The organism is Burkholderia sp. 3C, assembly GCF_054589155.1.
In genome coordinates this window covers 249,350-266,898 of the sequence record NZ_BAAILN010000155.1, presented here as the reverse complement: position 1 = coordinate 266,898, position 17,549 = coordinate 249,350, and the positions used below count along the sequence as shown (strand labels likewise).

The 17,549-nt window shown below is 69.2% G+C and carries 14 protein-coding genes; 8 read left to right on the top strand and 6 right to left on the bottom strand.

What is annotated here, in order from left to right:
• Positions 1 to 420: 420 nt before the first annotated feature.
• The gene (locus tag ACYP33_RS33685) at positions 421 to 2,559 is read left to right on the top strand and encodes a TonB-dependent receptor (RefSeq protein ID WP_459625437.1); all 2,139 of its coding nucleotides are present in this window, start codon (positions 421 to 423) and stop codon (positions 2,557 to 2,559) included.
• A gap of 5 nt (positions 2,560 to 2,564) precedes the next feature.
• Positions 2,565 to 3,392, top strand: a complete 828-nt coding sequence (locus ACYP33_RS33680; protein WP_459625436.1) for a substrate-binding domain-containing protein — start codon at positions 2,565 to 2,567, stop codon at positions 3,390 to 3,392.
• Between the two features lie 135 nt (positions 3,393 to 3,527).
• Here the strand turns inward: ACYP33_RS33680 and ACYP33_RS33675 are convergent, their stop codons facing one another.
• Positions 3,528 to 4,397, bottom strand: a complete 870-nt coding sequence (locus ACYP33_RS33675) for a LysR family transcriptional regulator (RefSeq protein WP_414447824.1) — start codon at positions 4,395 to 4,397, stop codon at positions 3,528 to 3,530.
• A 134-nt stretch (positions 4,398 to 4,531) separates the two neighbouring features.
• On the opposite strand from ACYP33_RS33675, the gene ACYP33_RS33670 reads away from it, so the two are divergent.
• A complete protein-coding gene (locus ACYP33_RS33670) occupies positions 4,532 to 4,720 on the top strand; it encodes a hypothetical protein (RefSeq protein WP_414447823.1) in 189 nt (62 codons plus the stop codon).
• A 163-nt stretch (positions 4,721 to 4,883) separates the two neighbouring features.
• Here ACYP33_RS33670 and ACYP33_RS33665 read toward each other — a convergent pair whose 3' ends face one another.
• Genes ACYP33_RS33665 through ACYP33_RS33650 form a run of 4 tightly spaced genes read right to left on the bottom strand, consistent with a single transcriptional unit; the run spans position 4,884 to position 11,050 of the window.
• The gene (locus ACYP33_RS33665; RefSeq protein WP_459625435.1) at positions 4,884 to 6,449 is read right to left on the bottom strand and encodes an amidase; all 1,566 of its coding nucleotides are present in this window, start codon (positions 6,447 to 6,449) and stop codon (positions 4,884 to 4,886) included.
• A gap of 32 nt (positions 6,450 to 6,481) precedes the next feature.
• A complete protein-coding gene (locus tag ACYP33_RS33660; protein ID WP_459625434.1) occupies positions 6,482 to 8,113 on the bottom strand; it encodes an ABC transporter substrate-binding protein in 1,632 nt (543 codons plus the stop codon).
• 50 nt (positions 8,114 to 8,163) lie between these two features.
• Positions 8,164 to 9,804 carry an ABC transporter substrate-binding protein gene (locus ACYP33_RS33655; protein ID WP_459625433.1) on the bottom strand — a complete coding sequence of 547 codons (1,641 nt, stop codon included), beginning with the start codon at positions 9,802 to 9,804 and terminating at the stop codon, positions 8,164 to 8,166.
• Between the two features lie 49 nt (positions 9,805 to 9,853).
• Positions 9,854 to 11,050 carry an LLM class flavin-dependent oxidoreductase gene (locus ACYP33_RS33650; protein ID WP_459625432.1) on the bottom strand — a complete coding sequence of 399 codons (1,197 nt, stop codon included), beginning with the start codon at positions 11,048 to 11,050 and terminating at the stop codon, positions 9,854 to 9,856.
• A gap of 267 nt (positions 11,051 to 11,317) precedes the next feature.
• Here ACYP33_RS33650 and ACYP33_RS33645 point away from each other — a divergent pair, with 267 nt between their 5' ends.
• The gene (locus ACYP33_RS33645; RefSeq protein WP_459625431.1) at positions 11,318 to 12,478 is read left to right on the top strand and encodes a rhodanese-like domain-containing protein; all 1,161 of its coding nucleotides are present in this window, start codon (positions 11,318 to 11,320) and stop codon (positions 12,476 to 12,478) included.
• 61 nt (positions 12,479 to 12,539) lie between these two features.
• Positions 12,540 to 13,199 carry a DUF4865 family protein gene (locus tag ACYP33_RS33640; protein WP_414447816.1) on the top strand — a complete coding sequence of 220 codons (660 nt, stop codon included), beginning with the start codon at positions 12,540 to 12,542 and terminating at the stop codon, positions 13,197 to 13,199.
• Here the strand turns inward: ACYP33_RS33640 and ACYP33_RS33635 are convergent, their stop codons facing one another.
• Positions 13,200 to 14,033, bottom strand: a complete 834-nt coding sequence (locus ACYP33_RS33635) for an AraC family transcriptional regulator (protein WP_414447815.1) — start codon at positions 14,031 to 14,033, stop codon at positions 13,200 to 13,202. It abuts the gene before it with no gap.
• A gap of 197 nt (positions 14,034 to 14,230) precedes the next feature.
• Here ACYP33_RS33635 and ACYP33_RS33630 point away from each other — a divergent pair, with 197 nt between their 5' ends.
• Genes ACYP33_RS33630 through ACYP33_RS33620 form a run of 3 tightly spaced genes read left to right on the top strand, consistent with a single transcriptional unit; the run spans position 14,231 to position 17,500 of the window.
• Positions 14,231 to 15,289: a Rieske 2Fe-2S domain-containing protein gene (locus ACYP33_RS33630; RefSeq protein WP_459625430.1), complete on the top strand. Its 1,059-nt coding sequence runs from the start codon at positions 14,231 to 14,233 to the stop codon at positions 15,287 to 15,289.
• Complete coding sequence (locus tag ACYP33_RS33625) at positions 15,276 to 16,244, top strand: PDR/VanB family oxidoreductase (RefSeq protein WP_459625429.1); 969 nt, start codon at positions 15,276 to 15,278, stop codon at positions 16,242 to 16,244. Before ACYP33_RS33630 ends, ACYP33_RS33625 begins: the two co-directional genes overlap by 14 nt.
• Before the next feature lie 50 nt (positions 16,245 to 16,294).
• On the top strand, positions 16,295 to 17,500 hold the full coding sequence (locus ACYP33_RS33620) for an FAD-dependent monooxygenase (RefSeq protein ID WP_414441724.1): 1,206 nt from the start codon (positions 16,295 to 16,297) through the stop codon (positions 17,498 to 17,500).
• The last annotated feature ends 49 nt before the right edge of the window (positions 17,501 to 17,549 follow it).

Here is a 17,549-nt window from a genome sequence, read left to right as displayed (position 1 = left end):
GCAAAGGGGACGGGGGAACCGGTTTGCAGCCTAGCGGCCACGGCCAGGCAAGCGTTGCAGGCAGGTTGAGGGACGAGGGGAGCCGGTCGGCAGCGGCGGCCACGGCCATGCAAGCGTTGCAGGCCGGCTGAAGGGCGGATGGAGCCGGTCGGCAGCGGCGGCCACGGCCAGGCAAGCGTTGCAGGCCGGCTGAAGGGCGGATGGAGCCGGCCGGCAGCGGCGGCCACGGCCAGGCAAGCGTTGCAAGCAGGCAAAAGCGCGAGGGGAGACAGGGGCGGCATGGCGGCGCCTTGTGTGATCAATGCAGTTCGACCGCGCTCGGGAAAGCCGACTGTGCTCTAAGCAACTGTGTTCTTTGCGGCGAATCATTTCGTTATATATTTCGGTGCATAACGATTTCGACCCCTCGCGTTTCGCCCCATGCTTCTCCGCCGCCCCCGTTTCAGGGCGCTCGCGCTGGCTGCCGCCGGCGTGGGCGCGTCATGTGTCGCGCACGCGCAAGATCCCGCTCCGGATCGCGACGTTGCGCTCGCGCCGGTCGCCGTCGGCGGCCTGATGCCGTATTCGCTGCCGTCGTACCAGGTCGAGCGAATCCGGGTCGGCCCGCTCGGCGAGAAGGCGCTGCTCGACACGCCGTATTCGATCAGCGTGGTGCCCGCCGCGCTGGCCGCCAATCAGCAGCTCGAAAGCGTGCGCGAGGCGTTCCGCTTCGTGCCGTCGGTGCAGGGCGAGAACATTCGCCCGCAAACGCGCGGCCTGCAGGCCGGCGTGGTGCAGAACACGCGCGTGGACGGCCTGAACGTGGCCGCCACCACCGATTACCCGATCGAGGAATTCGAGCGCGTGGAGGTGCTCGGCGGCCTGTCGGGCGCGCTGTACGGCCCGGCCAACCCGGCCGGCACGTTCAACTTCGTGTTCAAGCGCCCGACCGCCACGCCGTTGCGCGAATTCACGGTGGGTTATGTCTCGCGTCAATCGCTGCTCGAACACCTCGATCTCGGCGGCCATTTCGGCAACGACGATGCATTCGGCTACCGCCTCAACCTGCTGAACCAGAACGGCGAGAGCTACACGCCCGGCAGCCGGCTGCGGCGCGAGCTGGCCAGCCTCGCGTTCGACGTGCGTTTCAGCCGCGACACGCGCCTCGAAACCAACGCCAGCACCTATCGCTATCTCGACACCGGTTTTCCAGGCACCTTCGCGCTGGCGCGCAACGTGCCGTTCCCGGCATCGCTCGATCCCACGCGCGCGGGCTACGGCCAGACCTGGGCCGGCGACGACAACACCACCAACATCCTGAGCGCCACGCTCAAGCACGACTTCAGCGACGACTGGCACCTGACGGCCGGCCTGCTGCGCGAGACCAGCGACCGCGCCTCCACGGTGCCCACCAACACGCTGACCAACCGGTCGGGCGCGTACACCACCACCGCGGCCACCACCACGTTCAGCCTCGACACGATCGTCAGCAACAACCTCGCGCTGAACGGCCGCACCTGGCTGGCGGGCATGTCGCACGACCTGGTGCTGTCGAACACGGGGTTCTTCTGGAATCGCTACACGCCGTTCCAGACCGGCGCGATCACGCTCGGCACCGGCAACCTCGGCAACCCGTCGAGCTTCGCCGAGCCGGCGCTGCCCGATTTCTCCGATCGCTTCCGCGCGGTGCGCACGATCCAGCAATCGTTGACGCTCGGCGACACGATCGGCTTCAACCGGCAATGGTCGGCGCTGCTGGCCGCGAGCCAGAGCTGGATCAGCGTGCGCAACTTCAACCGTCAGGGCGGCGTCACGAGCCGCTACGACGCGAACGGCATCAGCCCCACCGCGAGCCTGATGTTCAAGCCGCAGCCGAACATGACGGCCTACGTGACGTACGCGGACAGCCTCCAGCAAGGCGACAGCGCGCCCAGCGGCGCGGCCAACGCCGGCCAGAGCCTCGCGCCGTACCGCAGCCGCGAATGGGAGCTGGGCTACAAGCTCGAAGTGGCGGCGATGAACCTCGGCGCGGCGCTGTACCGGATTCAGCGGCCGTATGCGTTCGTCGGCGCGGACAACGTGTTCGCCAACGGCGGCCGGCAGGTCAACCGTGGCCTCGAACTGACCGCGAACGGCGCGGTCAGCCGCGACCTGTACGTGTACGCGGGGCTGTCGCTGCTCGATCCGCGCCTGTTCGACACCGGCTCGGCGGCCACCAGCGATCAGCAGATCCTCGGGCTGTCGCGCGTGGTGTTCAACGCGCTGCTCGACTACAGCGTGCCGGTGGTGCCGGGCCTGGCGTTCACGCTGAACGTCAATCACGCGAGCCGGCGGCCGGGCAACTACACGAATACCGATTTCGTCGACGGCTACACCTTGCTCGATCTCGGCGCGCGCTACCGCACGCGCATCGCGGGCAAGAACGTGGTGTTTCGCGTGGCGGTCGACAACCTGACCAACCGGCAATACTGGGCGAACATCGCCCCGACCGGCCAGAACGGCTTCAACAGCACCGACAACGGCACCGGCACGCTCGGCGCGCCGCGCACCGTGCGCGCTTCCATCCAGATCGACTTATGACCTTCATGCGTTCCTTCCGCTCGCGCTCCCTCATCGCGGCGTTCGCGGCTCCGCTGGCCTTCACGATGGGCGCCGCGCACGGCGCGGAGCCGCTCGTCGTGTACGCGGCCGGCAGCACCGGCGGCGCGCTGGCGACGCTCGCGCACGATTACGGCGCGGCCACCGGCCAGCCCGTCAAGCTGGTGCTCGGGCCGGCCGGCCTGCTGCTGGAGCGCATCGAACGCGGCGAGCATGCGGACCTGTTCATCTCGGCGAATCTGGCCCACCCGCAACGGCTGACCGACGAGGGCAAGGCCGGCGCGACGGTGGTGTTCGCGCGCAACCGCGTGTGCGTGACGGCGCGGCCCGACGTGGGCCTGAGCACGGCGAACCTGCTCGACACGCTGTTGAACCCGGCCGTGAAGATCGGCACCTCCACGCCGCATGCGGACCCGGGCGGCGACTATGCCTGGCAATTGTTCGAGAAGGCCGGCACGGTGCGCCCGGGCGCCACGGCGGTGCTGGAGGCGAAGGCGCGGCAACTGGTGGGCGGGCGCACCGCGCCCGACGTGCCGGCCGGGCGCAATCCGGTCAAATACTTCATGCAGACGCATCGCGTGGACGTGTTCGTCGGCTATTGCAGCTCGCACGACACCAAGCCGGACCCGGCGCTCGACCAGGTGGAACTGCCGCCCGAACTGGCGATCCAGGCCGATTACGGCATGACGGTGCTGGCCGGCCGCCACGACGATGCGGCTTACCGCTTCGCGATGTATCTGCTGAGTCCGGCCGCGCAGGCCGTGCTGCCGCGTTATGGTTTCGGCGCGGTGGGGTTGGCCTCGCCGCAGCCGTGAACCTCGTCTGGCGGCATCCGAATCGATTCATCGGGGATTACGTTTTATCTTGAATAAAACGAACGCGCGACTTCGAGGTGCGGATCGCGCGGCGTTGGCGTGGGCGGCGCGCCACCGCCTCGCCGCCTCGCTCCATCAGGCTGCCGTGGCCACCGCCGCCGGCCCGGTGCGGAACGCGCTGACCAGCGTGCGCAGCGCGGCGCGCACCTGGCTGTCGGTGGTGGCCGAGTAGAGCACCACGTCGCGCGCCGGCAGCGCGGGCAGGCCGAGGCGCGGCCCGACGTCCTCGGTGCCGAGCGGCGCGACCCGGCGCGCGAGCGGGGCCACGGCCAGGCCCGCCTGCGCGGCGGCGGCCAGCGCGGGAATGCCACCGCCGACGAACACCTCCACCCACGGCACGCCCGCCGCCTGCAGCGCGCCGATCGCCATCGCGCGCACCCGGCACGGCGCGGCCTGGGTCGCCAGCCGCAGCGGCTCGCCGTCGTGCCGCACCCAGTCGGGCGCGGCCATCCAGCCGAACGGCTCGGCCTGCAGCGTGTCGCCGTCGCGGCGGCTGTCGTCGTGGCGCAGCACCAGCGCGGCGTCGAGCGCGCCGCCGTCGAAATCGGCTTCCACGTCGCGCGAGCTGGCCACCCGCATTTCCACCAGCAGCCCCGGATCGGCGCGATGCACATGCCGCAGCACCAGCGGCAAGTCCGGCCCGACGATGTGATGGCTGATGCCCACCTTCAGCGTGGTGCGTTCGCGCGCGAGCACGCCGAGCGCCTCGTCATGCGCGGCCAGCAGCGCGCGCGCCGAGCGCAGGAACACCTCGCCCTTCGGCGAGAGCCGCACCATGCGCGGCGTGCGCTCCACGAGGCGATGGCCGAGCCGTTCCTCCAGGCGCTTGAGCTTGAGACTGACCGCCGATTGGGTGCTGTCGAGCGCGTCGGCCGCGCGCGTGAAGCTGCGCAGGTCGGCCACCAGCACGAAGGCCTGAACCGCTTCGAGATCGAGTGTTTTCATCGGGAACCATTCGTTTTTGTCATCGTTGAAATATGGCGCGGCCCGTTTCCCGCCACCGGTCGGTGTGACACGCTATCGTCATCCGGCCGGCCTCGCAAGCGGCCGCCCCCCCATCTCACGAATCAGGAGCGGCGATGCCTTATCCGACCGACTCGGCCGATCCGGCCGCCCCGACCGCCTCGGCCCGCGCGCTGCCCGAGACGGCCGACGCGCGCGCGCTCGCCTGGCAGACGCTCGGCGCGCATCTGACCGGCCTGCTGCTCGGCGTGGCGATCCTGGCCGCCGCTACGGTGGGGGTGTGCGGGCTGTTGCGCCTCTTGTGAAGTTGAACGTGTTCCAGGCACGCGGTGGCGTGCCGCGCCGGCCCGAACGGTAACGGAGCCGGCGTGCCGCCGCGCCGGAAGAGATCGATCGCCCGACGCGCGGATGCTGCTATCGCGGCGGTTTCTCCAGTTCCGCGCGCGTTGGTCGTGTCGCGGCCTTGCCTCAGGCCGACGGCACGAAATCGGGCGGCGCGACGAAGCCGCCGTAGCGCGCCTCGTAGGCGCGTGCGAACGCGATGGTGGTGCGGTCCTCCAGATACGCGCCCACCACCTGCGCGCCGATCGGCAGCCCGTCGGCGTCGAGCCCCACCGGGAAGCTGGTGGCGGGCAGCCCCGGCAACACCGGCAGCCCCGCCCAGTAGAACAGCTCGAAGAACGGCACCTCGCGCACGCCGTCGGCATAGGCGACCGGATAGGTGCGCTCGTCCTTCGGCTCGTTGCGGTTGTGATGGAACGCGGGCGTGGGCGCGACGGGCGTCAGCACCACGTCGTAATCGCGGAACAGCCGCTCCCAGTGATGGCGCAGCGCGTGGCGGCGCTCGTCGGCGCGAATCCAGTCGCGATGCGCGAGCGTGGGCGCGCGCAGCCGCGCGGCGTCGGCGCTGGTGTCGTCGGGCGCGAGCCGGGCGAGCCGCGCCTGCTGGCCCGCGCTCAACGGCGGCGGCTCGGCCAGCGAGGCCCCCGACAAGGTACGGAACAGCGGATGCGAGGCGGCCAGATCGGGCAGCGCGCCTTCGGGCAGATCGGTGGCGAACGTCACCGCCGTGCCGCGCTCGCGCAAGCGCGCCAGCACGCGTGCGATCACCTCGCGCTCCGACAGGCTCGGCTCGACGCCGGGCCACGCATCGAGCACCAGCACGCGGAACGCGTCGAGCCGGGCGGCGCGCGCGGGCGGCAGCGTCAGGCGCCAGCCCTTGGCGGCCAGCGGCTCGCGGTTGACGAGCACGTCGAGCGCCAGTTCGAGATCGCCGGCGCTGCGCGCCAGCGGCCCGGCCACCGACAGGTCGCGGTCGACGATGCGCCCGGTCGGCACGCCGGTGCCGTGCATCGAGACGATGCCGTAGCTCGGCTTGTGGCCGAAGATGCCGGTGAAATGCGCAGGAATCCGGATCGATCCGCCGATATCGGAGCCGATCTCCAGCGCCACGTAACCGGCCGCCACGGCCGCGGCCGAGCCGCCCGAGGAGCCGCCCGGCGTGCGCGCCAGATCCCACGGGTTGCCGGTCAGGCCGTACACGGCGTTGTAGCTCTGCAGATCGGAATTGTTGAGCGGCACGTTCGACTTGCCGATCACGATCGCGCCGGCCTCGCGCAGCGCGGCCACGGCGTGCGAATCGCGCTCGACGCGGTTCGCCGCGTAGGCCGGCGCGCCCATGCTGGTGACCAGCCCGGCCACGTCGAACGATTCCTTGACGGTGATCGGCACGCCGAGCAGCGGGCGGCGTTCGCCGCGCGCGAGCGCCGCGTCGGCGGCGCGGGCCTCGCGGCGGGCGCGCACGTCGTCGCGGATCGCGATCGCGTTGAGCGCGCCGTCGTGGCGGTCGATGCGCGCCAGCGCCTGTTCGAGCAGCGCCACGGCGCTGACGCGCCCCTCGGCCAGCGCGCGCGCCTGCTCGGCCGCGCTGGCGAAGATCAGCGCGGCAGCGGTGGTGTCGGCGGTGATGTCGGTTCCGCTTGCCGCCGTTTCGGAGGCGGCGACAGCGGGAAGGTCGGTGATCTCGGTGCTCATCTCGGTTCCTCGGGAATGCGAAGCGTGGCCGCTCAGGCCGGCGCGAGCCAGGTGTCGGAAAAATCGCCGGCGGTCAGGTCGATGCTGTTGTTGAGGTTGCGCACGCGCTTGTGATGGATCTGGATCGAAGGAATGCTGACGATCGGATACACCGGCAGGTCGCGCCCGACGATCCGTTGCGCTTCCTTGAAGAGGCCGGCGCGGCGGCCCTCGTCGGTTTCGGTGGCGGCCGAGGTGAACAGGCGGTCCACGTCCGGGTTCTGGTAATGCGCGGCGTTGATCCACACCAGCGGATGCCGCACGCCGTCGCCCCAATAGAAGCGCTGCACGCCCACGCTCGGGTCGTACAGGCGGCCCAGGCCGTTCAGGTTGATGTCGAATTCGCGCGCGGTGTACACGCGCTTCAGGAACGTCGGCAGGTCGCCGTCGAGCACCGTCACCTTGATGCCGATCTTGGCCAGCGCGCCGCGCGTGTAGAGCGCGGTGGTGCGCATGTCGTTGCCGGTCAGGTAGGTCAGGCGCAGCGCGAAGCGCGTGCCGTCCGCGCCGCGCGGGTAGCCGGCCGCGTCGAGCGCGGCGTTGGCGGCGGCCGGATCGAACGGGTAGCGGAACGTGCTGTCGTCGTAATAGGCCTGCAGCACGCGCGGCACCGGCGAATCGATCAGCGCGGCGTGGCGGTAATAGACGTTGTCGCGGATGAAGTTGCGGTCCAGCGCCTGCGCGATCGCGTGGCGCACCTCGGGCTTGGCCAGCGCCGGATGCTCGGTGTTGAACTCGAAGAACTGGCCGTTGTTGAGGTAGGCGTCGTAGGTGTTGTCGACATGCAGCACGGGGTTCTTCGCGAGCCGTTCGATATCGGCCAGCGGCACGTTGTTGGCCACCTCAGCGTCGCCCGCTTCGAGCGCGGCCGACAGCGCGGCCGGGCTGCCGGCCACCTTGAACACCACGCGGTCGAGCAGCGGCGCGCCGGGCCGCCAGTAGTCGGGGTTGCGGCGCAGGCTGACATAGCTGCCGCGCACCCATTTCTCGAAGATGAACGGGCCGGTGCCGACCGGCGCGGAGGCATTCGGGCTGGTGAGCGGATCGCCGTCGCCGTAGCGGTGGCTCGGCACGATCGGCAGCTCGGCCGACGAGAATGCCTTGATCAGATACGGCGCGGGGCGGCTCAGGACGATCACGGCGGTCAGCGCGTCGGGCGTGTCGATGCGCTCGACGTTGGCCAGGCTGATGCGCCCGCGCGGCCCCGACTTTTGTTGCGCGAGCAACGAGAACTTGACGTCGGCCGACGTGAACGGCTTGCCGTCGTGCCATTTGACGTTGGGGCGCAGCTTGAACGTGTAGCGCAGGCCGTCGGTGCTGATCGACCAGGCGGTGGCCAGCAGCGGTTGCGGCTCGAAATGCGTGTCGTAGCGCAGCAGGCCTTCGGTCACCTTCGCGCTGAGGTTGCGGTTGCGCGTGTTGGTGTCGAGGAACGACACGGCCTGCGTGATGTCCTCCGGCACGATGTAGGTCAGCGTGCCGCCGCGCACCGGAGCGCCGGCGTCGGCCGCGCCGGGGGCAGGCGCGGCGTGCGCGTGCTCGGGCGCGAGGCCGGCGGCCAGCGTGCCGGCCCCGGAGAGCAGGGCGAGCGAGGAGGTCAGGAAATGTCGTCGGTCGAAAGTCATCGGTCGGTTCGCAGCGTGGGTCGTGATGAGGTGGGTTCGGGGCGCGCCGGTCAGCGTTGCAGCCACGCGGCGGCGAAATTGCCGGCGGTGCCGTCCGGCGACACGGTGTGGTCGTGCACGGCGGGGTTGTAGACGGTCACGTATTGCGGCGAGAGCAGCGTCAGGTCGGGCAGGTCGCGTTCGACGATGCGCTGGATCTCGATGAACGCCTGCTTGCGGCGCGCCTCGTCGGTTTCGACGGCGGCCTGCGCGAACAGCCGGTCCACCTCGGGGTTGTGATAGTGCGAGCCGTTGGTGAACGGCACGCCGGGGCGGAAGTTATCGCTGGTATAAAGGCGCGCCACGCCCACCGACGGATCGAACAGGTTGCTCATGCCGTGCACGCTCAGGTCGAACGTGCGATCGGTGTAGATCCGCTTCAGGTAGGCCGACAGATCCTGGTTGCGCACCGTCAGCGCGATGCCGAGGCGCGCCAGTTGCGATCGCAGGTAGGCGCCGATGCGTGCGTAGGCGTCGTTGCCGGGGAACGGGTCGATGGCGAGCGCGAAGCGCGTGCCGTCCGCTCCGCGCGGGAAGCCGGCCGCGTCGAGCAGCGCGTTGGCGCGCGCCAGGTCGTACGGGTAGGGGCTGGGCGACGGGTCCGCATACGGCCCGCCGATGATCGGCGAGGCCAGCGCGCGCGCATAGCCGTCGTAGATCACGCGCCGGATCACCTCGCGATCGACCGCCGAGGCGATCGCCTGTCTCACTTCGGGATGCTTGAGGTAGGGATTGTCGAGATTGAACTCCACCCGCACCACGCCGCTTTCGAAGCCATAGCCACGGGTTTCGAGCGCGAGCTTCGGGTTGCCGGCCAGGCGGTTCAGCTCGGCCAGCGGCACCGGCGTTTCGCCGCCGATATCGACCGAGCCGTCCTCCAGCGCGATCGCGCGCGATTGCGCGTCGGGAATCACGCGCACGATCAGGCGGTCGAGATACGGCTTGCCCTTGTCCCAGTAATCGTCGTTGCGGGCGAACTCGATGTAGTTGCCGCGCACCCATTTGACGAAGCGGAACGGGCCGGTGCCGATCGGCGCATTGTTGGCGGCCGCGTGCAGCGGGTCGGCGCCGTCGTACACGTGCTTCGGCACGATCGGCGTCTCGGACGCCGAGAACGCGTGGATCAAATACGGCGCGGGTTTCGACAGATGCAGCACCACCGTGTACGGATCGGGCGTGTCGATCGCGGCGACGTTGGCGAAGGTGGAACGCGCGCGCGGATGCAGCGCGCGCAGCGTGGCGAGCGACCAGCCCACGTCGGCCGAGGTGAACGGCTGGCCGTCGTGCCAGCGCACGCCGTGGCGCAGGCTGAACGTGTAGGTCAGGCCGTCGCGGGCGACTTCCCAATGCGTGGCGAGCGCGGCGCGCGGCGTGAGATCGAGATCGTAGTCGAGCAGCCCCTCGGTCACCTTCGGGCTGACCTGCATGACGTTGGTGGAGGTGGTGGCGAGGTTGACGAGCGTGGTCGGCTCGGGCGTCACCACCATCGTCAGCGTGCCGCCTCGGTGGCTGTCGAACGCGCCGGCCGCCACCGGTTCGAGCGCGGCGCAGGCGGCGGCCAGCGCCAGCACGCCGAGATAGCGCGCGTCGAACCGCGGCACGAGGCGACGCGCGGCGCGGGCGATCCGCAGGGACAGATGCGGGACGATCATGAGGAATCCGTAGCGATGAGAAGGGGGGCGTCGGGCCGCGCGTGGGTGTTCAGTGGCGCAGGCCGGCCGCGCGCAGGCGCGGCACGACTTGCGTGCCGAATTGTTCGAGATCGGGCGCGAAGTCGTAGAAGCTCAGTTGCACGCCGTCCACGCCGGCGCGATGCAGCCGCACGATCGCGTCGGTCACCTCGTCGGTCGAGCCGACGATCGTCACGTTGCCGCCCACCGCGCGGCGCGCGAGGTCGCCGCGCCCGGCCTGGTTGCGCCAGGCGTGGGCGTCGCTGTGGTAGCCGTCGAAGCTGCCCTGGGTTGCGTGCGCAACGATCGCGTCGCGGTACTCGCGCGCCTCGGCGGCCGTGTCGCGGCAGATCACCATCGGATTGAGCAGCGTGCGCACCGTGCGGCCGTGCTGGCGGCCCGCCTGCTTGACGCGCGCGGTGTGCGCGGGCAGCGTGGCGATCGCCGTCTCGATCTCGGAACCGGCCGGGCTGGTGATGAAGATGTAGTCGGAATAGCGCGCGGCGAACGCGATGCCCGCATCCGAGCCGGTGGCGTTCACCAGCAGCGGGCGGCCGTGGCGCGGCTTGGGTGTGACGAACGCCTCGCCGAGCCGCCAGGTCGACAGCTCCGGCGTGTACGAGAAGTTCTCGTCCTGCGCCCACAGTTGCTGCACGGCGTCGAGGAACTCGGCGGCCATCGCGTAGCGATGGTCGTGCTCGATGCGCGGCCAGCCGAACATCTCGTGCTCCACCGCGCGGTGGCCGGTGACCACGTTGATGCCCCAGCGTCCGCCCGAGATATGGTCGAGCGTGGCGTTGAACTTGGCGAAGTGCAGCGGATGCCACGGGCCGTACAGCACATGGCTGGTGGCCACCAGGACGATGCGCTCGGTGATCGCCGTCATCGCGGCCAGCGACATGAACGAATCGAGCGCGTCGCCGGTGAACACGCCGCCATAGCCGCCTTTCGGCAGCCATTGCGACAGCGCGAACGCCAGATCGAAGCCGAACGCCTCGGCGCGCTGCACCAGCGCGGCGTTGTAGTCGAAGCTCCAATCGGTGCTGCGCGGCAGCGTGGACGCGCTCCAGCCGCCGGCCTGGATCGGCACGAACAGCCCCAGCGCCAGCGGCTGCGTCAGCACGCGCGCCACCGGGCTGGCCGGATCGTCCACCGGCGAGCGCACCGGCACGAACGGCGTGGCGGCGTAGGGGCGGGTGGTGGTGGCGGTGGGCGGGGCGGCGATCATTGCAGTCGGCGTTCTTGATTATTTCGAGATGCAAAGTAAATCACGCCCCCGTCTCGCTTCGCAAAGAACGAAAACTGCTAAGGGTTGGCGATTTTTCGGCGTTGATGGGCGGGCGGATCGCGCGGTGATATGCGAAACCCATCATTGCGATTCGATTCGCGCATGCTCGATTTTTCGCGATTCCTAATCGGCTTTTGTTGGTTGTCGCGCGGCCGGTTCGACCGTATATCTGTGCGCCCCTTTACCGATATCGAAGCGGAGACGATCTTGAGCATTCGCCCCATCCAGCGCGCCACGCTGCACACCTGGCTGACCCAGTCGGGCCTCGGCCCGGCCGATCACGAACTCGCCGTGCTCGACGTGCGCGATGCCGCCGCGTTCGGCAACGGCGCACCGCTTTACGCGACCAACCTGCCGCTCGCACGGCTGGCCGACGAGGTGGCCAACTACGTGCCGCGCCGCTCGGTGCGCGTGGTGCTGGTGGACGGCGGTGACAGCGCGAGCGGCACGAACGGCACGAACGGCACGAACGGCGGCCACGGCGAGGCCGCGCAGGCGGCCGAGCGGCTCGCCGCGCTCGGCTACACCGACCTGTACGTGCTGGCGGGCGGCACGCGGGCCTGGGCTGCGGGCGATGCGCTCGGCCAGCCGACGTTCGACATCCCCGGCAACATCTTCGCGGGCAGCATTCGCGACCTGCGCGCCACGCCGTCGATCGACGCCGCGCAACTGCACGCGCTGCGCGAGGCGGGCGGCAACGTGGTGGTGATCGACACGCGCACGCCGGCCGAATTCGCCGATGCCCACGTGCCGGGTGCGCTCAACGCACCGGGCGAGGAAATCCTGCAGCGCTTCCGCGATGCGGTGCCCGACCCGGATGCGTTCGTGGTGGTGTCGTGCGCCGGCTTGCCGCGCGCGATCATCGGCGCGCAAACCTTGATCGACGCGGGCGTGCCGAACCGCGTCGCGCTGCTGGAGGACGGCACGGTCGGCTGGACGCGCGCATCGTTCACCCTGGAGCAGGGCGCGGATGCGAGCCGCGGTCGCGCCAGCGAGGAAGCGGTTGCGTACGCAACGGATCGTGTCGCGCAACTGGGCGAGCGCATACCGGTGGCCGAGATCGATGCGGCCGGGCTGGCGGCGTGGCGCGCCGAAGCCGGGCGCACCACCTACCTGCTCGACGTGCGCTCGCGCGACGAATACGACGCGGGCCATGCACCCGATGCGATCTCCGCGCCGGGCGGCCAATTGCTCGGCATTACGTATCGCACGCTGGCCACGCGCGGTGCGCGCGTGGTGCTGACCGACGACGACGGCACGCGCGCCCGCACCACTGCATATTGGTTGCGGCAGCGCGGTTGGGAGGTGGCGGTGCTGGCCGCGCACGATCGCGAATCGTCATCGCAGAAATATGCAAGCGTGAATTGAGCCGCCTGCGCTCGCTTGCTACCGTGACCGTTCGACCTCCGCCGAAGAAAGGAACCGGATCATGCTGATCAAGCAATACGAGCACCGCCTGCCGTTCGACTATGACATCGACCAGATCCGCGCGCGCGGCCGCGTGCGCGGCGCGGCCTGGGACGATGCGCAGGGGCTGGCGTTCAAGGCGTTCGCGCTGCGCGAGCGCGGCGTGCACGGCGCGCCGCATCATGCATACACGTCGATCTACCTGTGGCTCAGTGAAAATGCGGCGGCCGATTTCGTGACCGGGCCGCGTTTCCGGCCCGTGCTCGAATCGTTCGGGCGGCCCGAGATCCGCACTTGGCTGCCGATCGCCGTACAGGTGAACGACGCGTCGCGCGCGGCGCTGTCGATCTACAAACACGAGTTCGAACTCGACGAGGAGACCGACCTGATCGGCCTGCGGCGCGCCGAAACGGCCCGCGCCGAGGCGGCCGTCACGCGCAAGGACACCATCGCGGCGATCGTCGGCCTCGACGTGAGCGCGTGGAAGCTGTTGCGTCTGGAGATCAGCGCCGCGCCGCTGCGCACGCCGGAGGCGGGCATCGGCTACGAGATCGCGTATCTGGCCGCGCCGGGGTGGCGTGGCGTGGCGGGGGCCGCCGAATCGGCTTCCGAATCGGCTTCCAACCCGGCTTCCGAATCGGCTTCCAAACCGGCCGCCGACAAGGCGCTTCGCACAGCCTAGCTAGGCCGTGGCCGGCGCCGCCAGGGCCGGCTTGAACTGCGGCCGGTGATCGACGATATAGCGGCCCGGCGGCACGCCGAACGCCTTCTTGAACATGATGATGAAGGCGGTGGTGGATTCGTAGCCGAGCGTCAGCGCCACGCGCTGCACGCTGATGCCCGCCGACAGGTCGCGCAACGCGACGATCAATTGCAATTGCTGCCGCCACCGGCCGAAGCTCAGGCCGGTTTCCTTCATGACGAGCCGGTCGAACGTGCGCTCGCTCATGGCCACCTCGCGCGCCCAATCGGCGCGCGAGCGGCGATCCCCCGGCTGGTCGATCAACGCGTTGCACACCGGGCGCAGCTTCGGGTGCACCGTCAGCGGCAGCGAAAGCTGCTCGACGCTCGCACGTGAAAGCTGGCCGAGCAGCACCGCGCAGAACTGCGCGTAGGCTTCGTCGTCGGGAAACCGGTCGCCCTGATCGGCCAGGTGGATCACCATCTCGCGCACCAGCGGCGTGATCGACAATATGCAGGAATGCGAAGGGAGCGACATCGCATCCTGGTCGACAAACAGGAAGATGATCTGCGCGTCGAGGCTGGCCTTGTTGCTGTGCGGCAGGTTGCCCGGAATCCACACGCCCGATTCGGGCAACACCATCAGCAACGCATCGGCCACGCGGCACGTCACGCTGCCGCGCAGCGAAATCACCAGTTGCGCCTTGCGGTGCTGGTGCACGGGTTGTTCGTCTTCCACGGTGGACAGGTCGATGCGCAGCGCCATCGCCATGCCGGGCTCGACATCGGGGTCGAATTGCGAGTAGGAGCCGTGCAGGGTCTTCGTATAGGACATGGCGCGGCCGGTCGAAAAGCGGATCAATCACCGATTTATCCGCACGAAAACCCGGCTGTCAACGCGAAAAAAAATACCGGCGGCCCGTCGCGCGAAATGGCGGGTTATGAAGATCGATTGGCGGTTTGTTAAAACGACAGACGCAAATTGGCCCTCGATACTGGCTCCAACACATCACTCGGAGCGAGAAGGCCACCATGAACGCGCCAGCCGAAATCAAATATATCCCGATCACCGCCGCCGACGGATGCCAGGACCCGGTCCTGCTCAACGACTGGCACGTGGTGGGCTACGCCGACGACTTCCAGCCCGGCACGATCTACCCGACCCGCCTGCTGGAGCGCGACCTGATCGTGTGGCGCAGCGAATCGGGCGAGATCCACGTGTGGGAAGACCTGTGCATCCATCGCGGTGCGCGGCTCTCGAAGGGCTGGATCGCCAACGATCACGTGGTGTGCCCGTATCACGGCTGGGAATACGACTGCACCGGCAAGTGCACCAGAATGCCGGCCGCGCCGGACGAGAAGCCGATGAAGAAGGCCGTGGCGTTCCCGTACGCGGCGCAGGAGCGCTTCGGTTTCGTGTGGGTGTGCCTGGGCGAGCCGCAGGCGGATATTCCCGATTTCCCCGACTGGAACGATGTGTCATTCATGAAGGTGCACAGCGGCCCTTATGTGTACAACGCCAACGGCTACCGCGCGATCGAGAACTTCATCGACGCCTCGCATTTTCCGTTCGTGCACGCCGGCCTGAACGGCGTGAAGGACGACGCGGACCGCCTCGAACCATACACGGTGGAAGAAACGGGCGGCATCCTCAAATCGTCGGAAGTGCGCGTGTTCCAGCCGGTGGGCGACGCCACCGGCCGCCCGCTGATCGCGTTCTACACGTATCACACGTTTGCCCCGCTGGTGGCCTACTTCCGCAAGCGCACCCAGCAATCGGACGCGAGCGGCAAGCCGGTTACCGAGCACTCCGATCTGTTCGGCACGTTCTTCACGGTGCAGATGGTGGACGACAAGCACTGCATCGTGCGCGTGTGCGCGGCGCTCAACGTGCAGCCGTCGCCCGATCCGCAGGCGGTGCGCGAGCGCGCCGACGTGATCTTCAACCAGGACAAGGACATCGTCGAGACGCAGCGGCCCGAGCGGATTCCCACCGAGCTGCGCTACGAGCTGCATCACCGTACCGACCTGATGGGCCAGCGCTACCGCATGTGGCTGCGCAACAAGGGCATTTCGTATGGCGTCATCTGAAGCCTCCGGCGGCGAACTGGAACTGCGGCTCGGCGCGGTCGCCTACGGCGCGCAGGGCATCAACCTGTATCGCTTCGACGCGCCCGACGGCGCCGCGCTGCCGGCCTTCGAGCCGGGCGCGCACGTGGATGTGCAGGCCTGCGGCGAGCACCGCCGCCAGTATTCGCTGCTCTGGCCGCCGGCCGCGCCGGGCAGCTACACGATCGCGGTGCAGGTGGCCGAGGACGGCCGTGGCGGCTCGCGCGCGCTGCATTACGACAGCGTGGTCGGGCGGCATTACCGGCTGTCGTTGCCGCGCAATCACTTCGGCCTGGCCGCCGGGGCGCGCCGCTACGTGCTGTTCGCGGGCGGCATCGGCATCACGCCGATCGTGTCGATGTACCGGCGCCTGAGGCAGGACGGCGCGGCGGTGGAACTGCATTACTGGAGCGCGAGCCGTGCCCGCACGCTGTTTCTCGACGAATTGCGCGATGCGCCCGGCGTGCATCTGCATCACGCGGAAACGCGGCAGGATGGCCGCTCGCCGCGCATCGGCGACGTGATTCGCGACGTGCCGATCGATGCGCAACTGTATTGCTGCGGCCCCGAAACGATGCTGGCCGCGTTCGATGCGGCCTGCGAGAACCGGCCGGAAGGCATGGCGCACCGCGAGCGCTTCGGCGCCGATGCGGCGGCGCTGCTGCCGGCCGATACGTTCCAGGTGCGGCTCGTGCGCTCGGGAAAAACGCTGACGGTGGACGCCGGGCAGACGCTGCTGCAGGCCTGCCTCGAAGCGGGCGTGGACGCATCGTATTCGTGCGAGGAAGGCGTGTGCGGCGCGTGCGAGGTGAGCGTGCTGGCCGGCGAGATCGTGCATCGCGATTCGGTCCTGACGCCCGAACAGCGGCGTGCGAACCGCAGCATGATGATCTGCTGCTCGCGCGGCGAAGGAACGTCGCTGGTGCTGGATCTGTAGCGCCGCCGGGAACGGCACTCGAATACTGATCAAAACTCAAAGGAATCCTCATGAAAATCGGAATCGTAGGCGGTGGCATCGGCGGCGTGGCGCTTGCGCTGGCGCTCCAGAAGGCGGGCATCGAGGCGCATGTGTTCGAGCGCGCGCCGGCGTTTGGCGAGATCGGCGCGGGCGTGCAGATGACGCCGAACGCGGTCAAGGTGCTGCACGCACTGGGCCTGGCGGACAGCCTGGAGGCGGTGGGTTTCCTGCCCGAGGCGATGATGGGCCGCAACTGGGACAGCGCGCGCCAGTTGTTCCGCACGCCGCTCAAGGCGATCTGCCAACGGCTGTTCGGCGCGGATTTCTATCACGTGCATCGCGCCGATCTGCACGCGATCCTGTCGCGCGACATCAAGCCCGAGAACGTCACGTTCAACGCGCAGTGCGAGCGCGTCACGCTCGATGGCGAGCAGGCCACCGCGCATTTCGCCGACGGCAGCCGCTTCACGGCCGACCTGATCGTGGGCGCGGACGGCATTCACTCGGCGGTGCGCGCCTCGCTGTGGGGCGAAGCGCCGGCCAGCTTCACGGGCCACATGTGCTGGCGCGCGCTGGTGCCGGTGGAGTCGCACCCGCTGCCGTTCGTCAGCCCGGACGCGTCGTTCTGGATGGGGCCGAAGGCGCACGTGGTGACCTATTACGTGAAGGGCGGCAAGGCCGTCAACATCGTGGCCGTCAACGAGAGCGCCGACTGGGTGGCGGAATCGTGGACCGAGCCGAGCTCGCGCGAGGAACTGCTGGCCGCCTACGAAGGCTGGCACCCCGATCTGGTCGAGCTGTTCAAGCTGACCGACAGCAGCACCACGTTCAAGTGGGGGCTGTTCGATCGCGATCCGATGCCGCAATGGTCGAAGGGCGGCGCGACGCTGCTCGGCGACGCCGCGCACCCGATGCTGCCGTTCCTGTCGCAAGGCGCGGCGATGGCGATCGAGGATGCCTACGTGCTGGCGCAGGCGCTGACGCATTTCGAGCGGCTCGACGATGCGCTCGACGCCTACGAGCGCGAGCGCCGGCCGCGCACCGCGCGCGTGCAACTGGAGGCCCGCGAGCGCGGCCGCACCTATCACCTGGCCTCGCCAGAGGAGCAGGCGCGCCGCGACGAGGCGATGCGGCTGGAGCAGGAGAAGAACCCGAACGCGGTCGGCATCAAGGCCGAATGGGTCTACGAATACGACGCGGTGCGCTGTATCGAGCGCTTTCATCAGCCCGCGTGACGCGCATCGAACCATCGCTTGCCAGCCAACGGAATTGCCCATGCAGCCC

Bases quoted from the DNA above. Each gene is read 5' to 3' on its own strand.
- ACYP33_RS33685 (WP_459625437.1), top strand. From the start codon at position 421: ATGCTTCTCCGCCGCCCCCGTTTCAGGGCGCTCGCGCTGGCTGCCGCC.
- ACYP33_RS33680 (WP_459625436.1), top strand. From the start codon at position 2,565: ATGCGTTCCTTCCGCTCGCGCTCCCTCATCGCGGCGTTCGCGGCTCCG.
- ACYP33_RS33675 (WP_414447824.1), bottom strand. From the start codon at position 4,397: ATGAAAACACTCGATCTCGAAGCGGTTCAGGCCTTCGTGCTGGTGGCC.
- ACYP33_RS33670 (WP_414447823.1), top strand. From the start codon at position 4,532: ATGCCTTATCCGACCGACTCGGCCGATCCGGCCGCCCCGACCGCCTCG.
- ACYP33_RS33665 (WP_459625435.1), bottom strand. From the start codon at position 6,449: ATGAGCACCGAGATCACCGACCTTCCCGCTGTCGCCGCCTCCGAAACG.
- ACYP33_RS33660 (WP_459625434.1), bottom strand. From the start codon at position 8,113: ATGACTTTCGACCGACGACATTTCCTGACCTCCTCGCTCGCCCTGCTC.
- ACYP33_RS33655 (WP_459625433.1), bottom strand. From the start codon at position 9,804: ATGATCGTCCCGCATCTGTCCCTGCGGATCGCCCGCGCCGCGCGTCGC.
- ACYP33_RS33650 (WP_459625432.1), bottom strand. From the start codon at position 11,050: ATGATCGCCGCCCCGCCCACCGCCACCACCACCCGCCCCTACGCCGCC.
- ACYP33_RS33640 (WP_414447816.1), top strand. From the start codon at position 12,540: ATGCTGATCAAGCAATACGAGCACCGCCTGCCGTTCGACTATGACATC.
- ACYP33_RS33635 (WP_414447815.1), bottom strand. From the start codon at position 14,033: ATGTCCTATACGAAGACCCTGCACGGCTCCTACTCGCAATTCGACCCC.
- ACYP33_RS33630 (WP_459625430.1), top strand. From the start codon at position 14,231: ATGAACGCGCCAGCCGAAATCAAATATATCCCGATCACCGCCGCCGAC.
- ACYP33_RS33625 (WP_459625429.1), top strand. From the start codon at position 15,276: ATGGCGTCATCTGAAGCCTCCGGCGGCGAACTGGAACTGCGGCTCGGC.
- ACYP33_RS33620 (WP_414441724.1), top strand. From the start codon at position 16,295: ATGAAAATCGGAATCGTAGGCGGTGGCATCGGCGGCGTGGCGCTTGCG.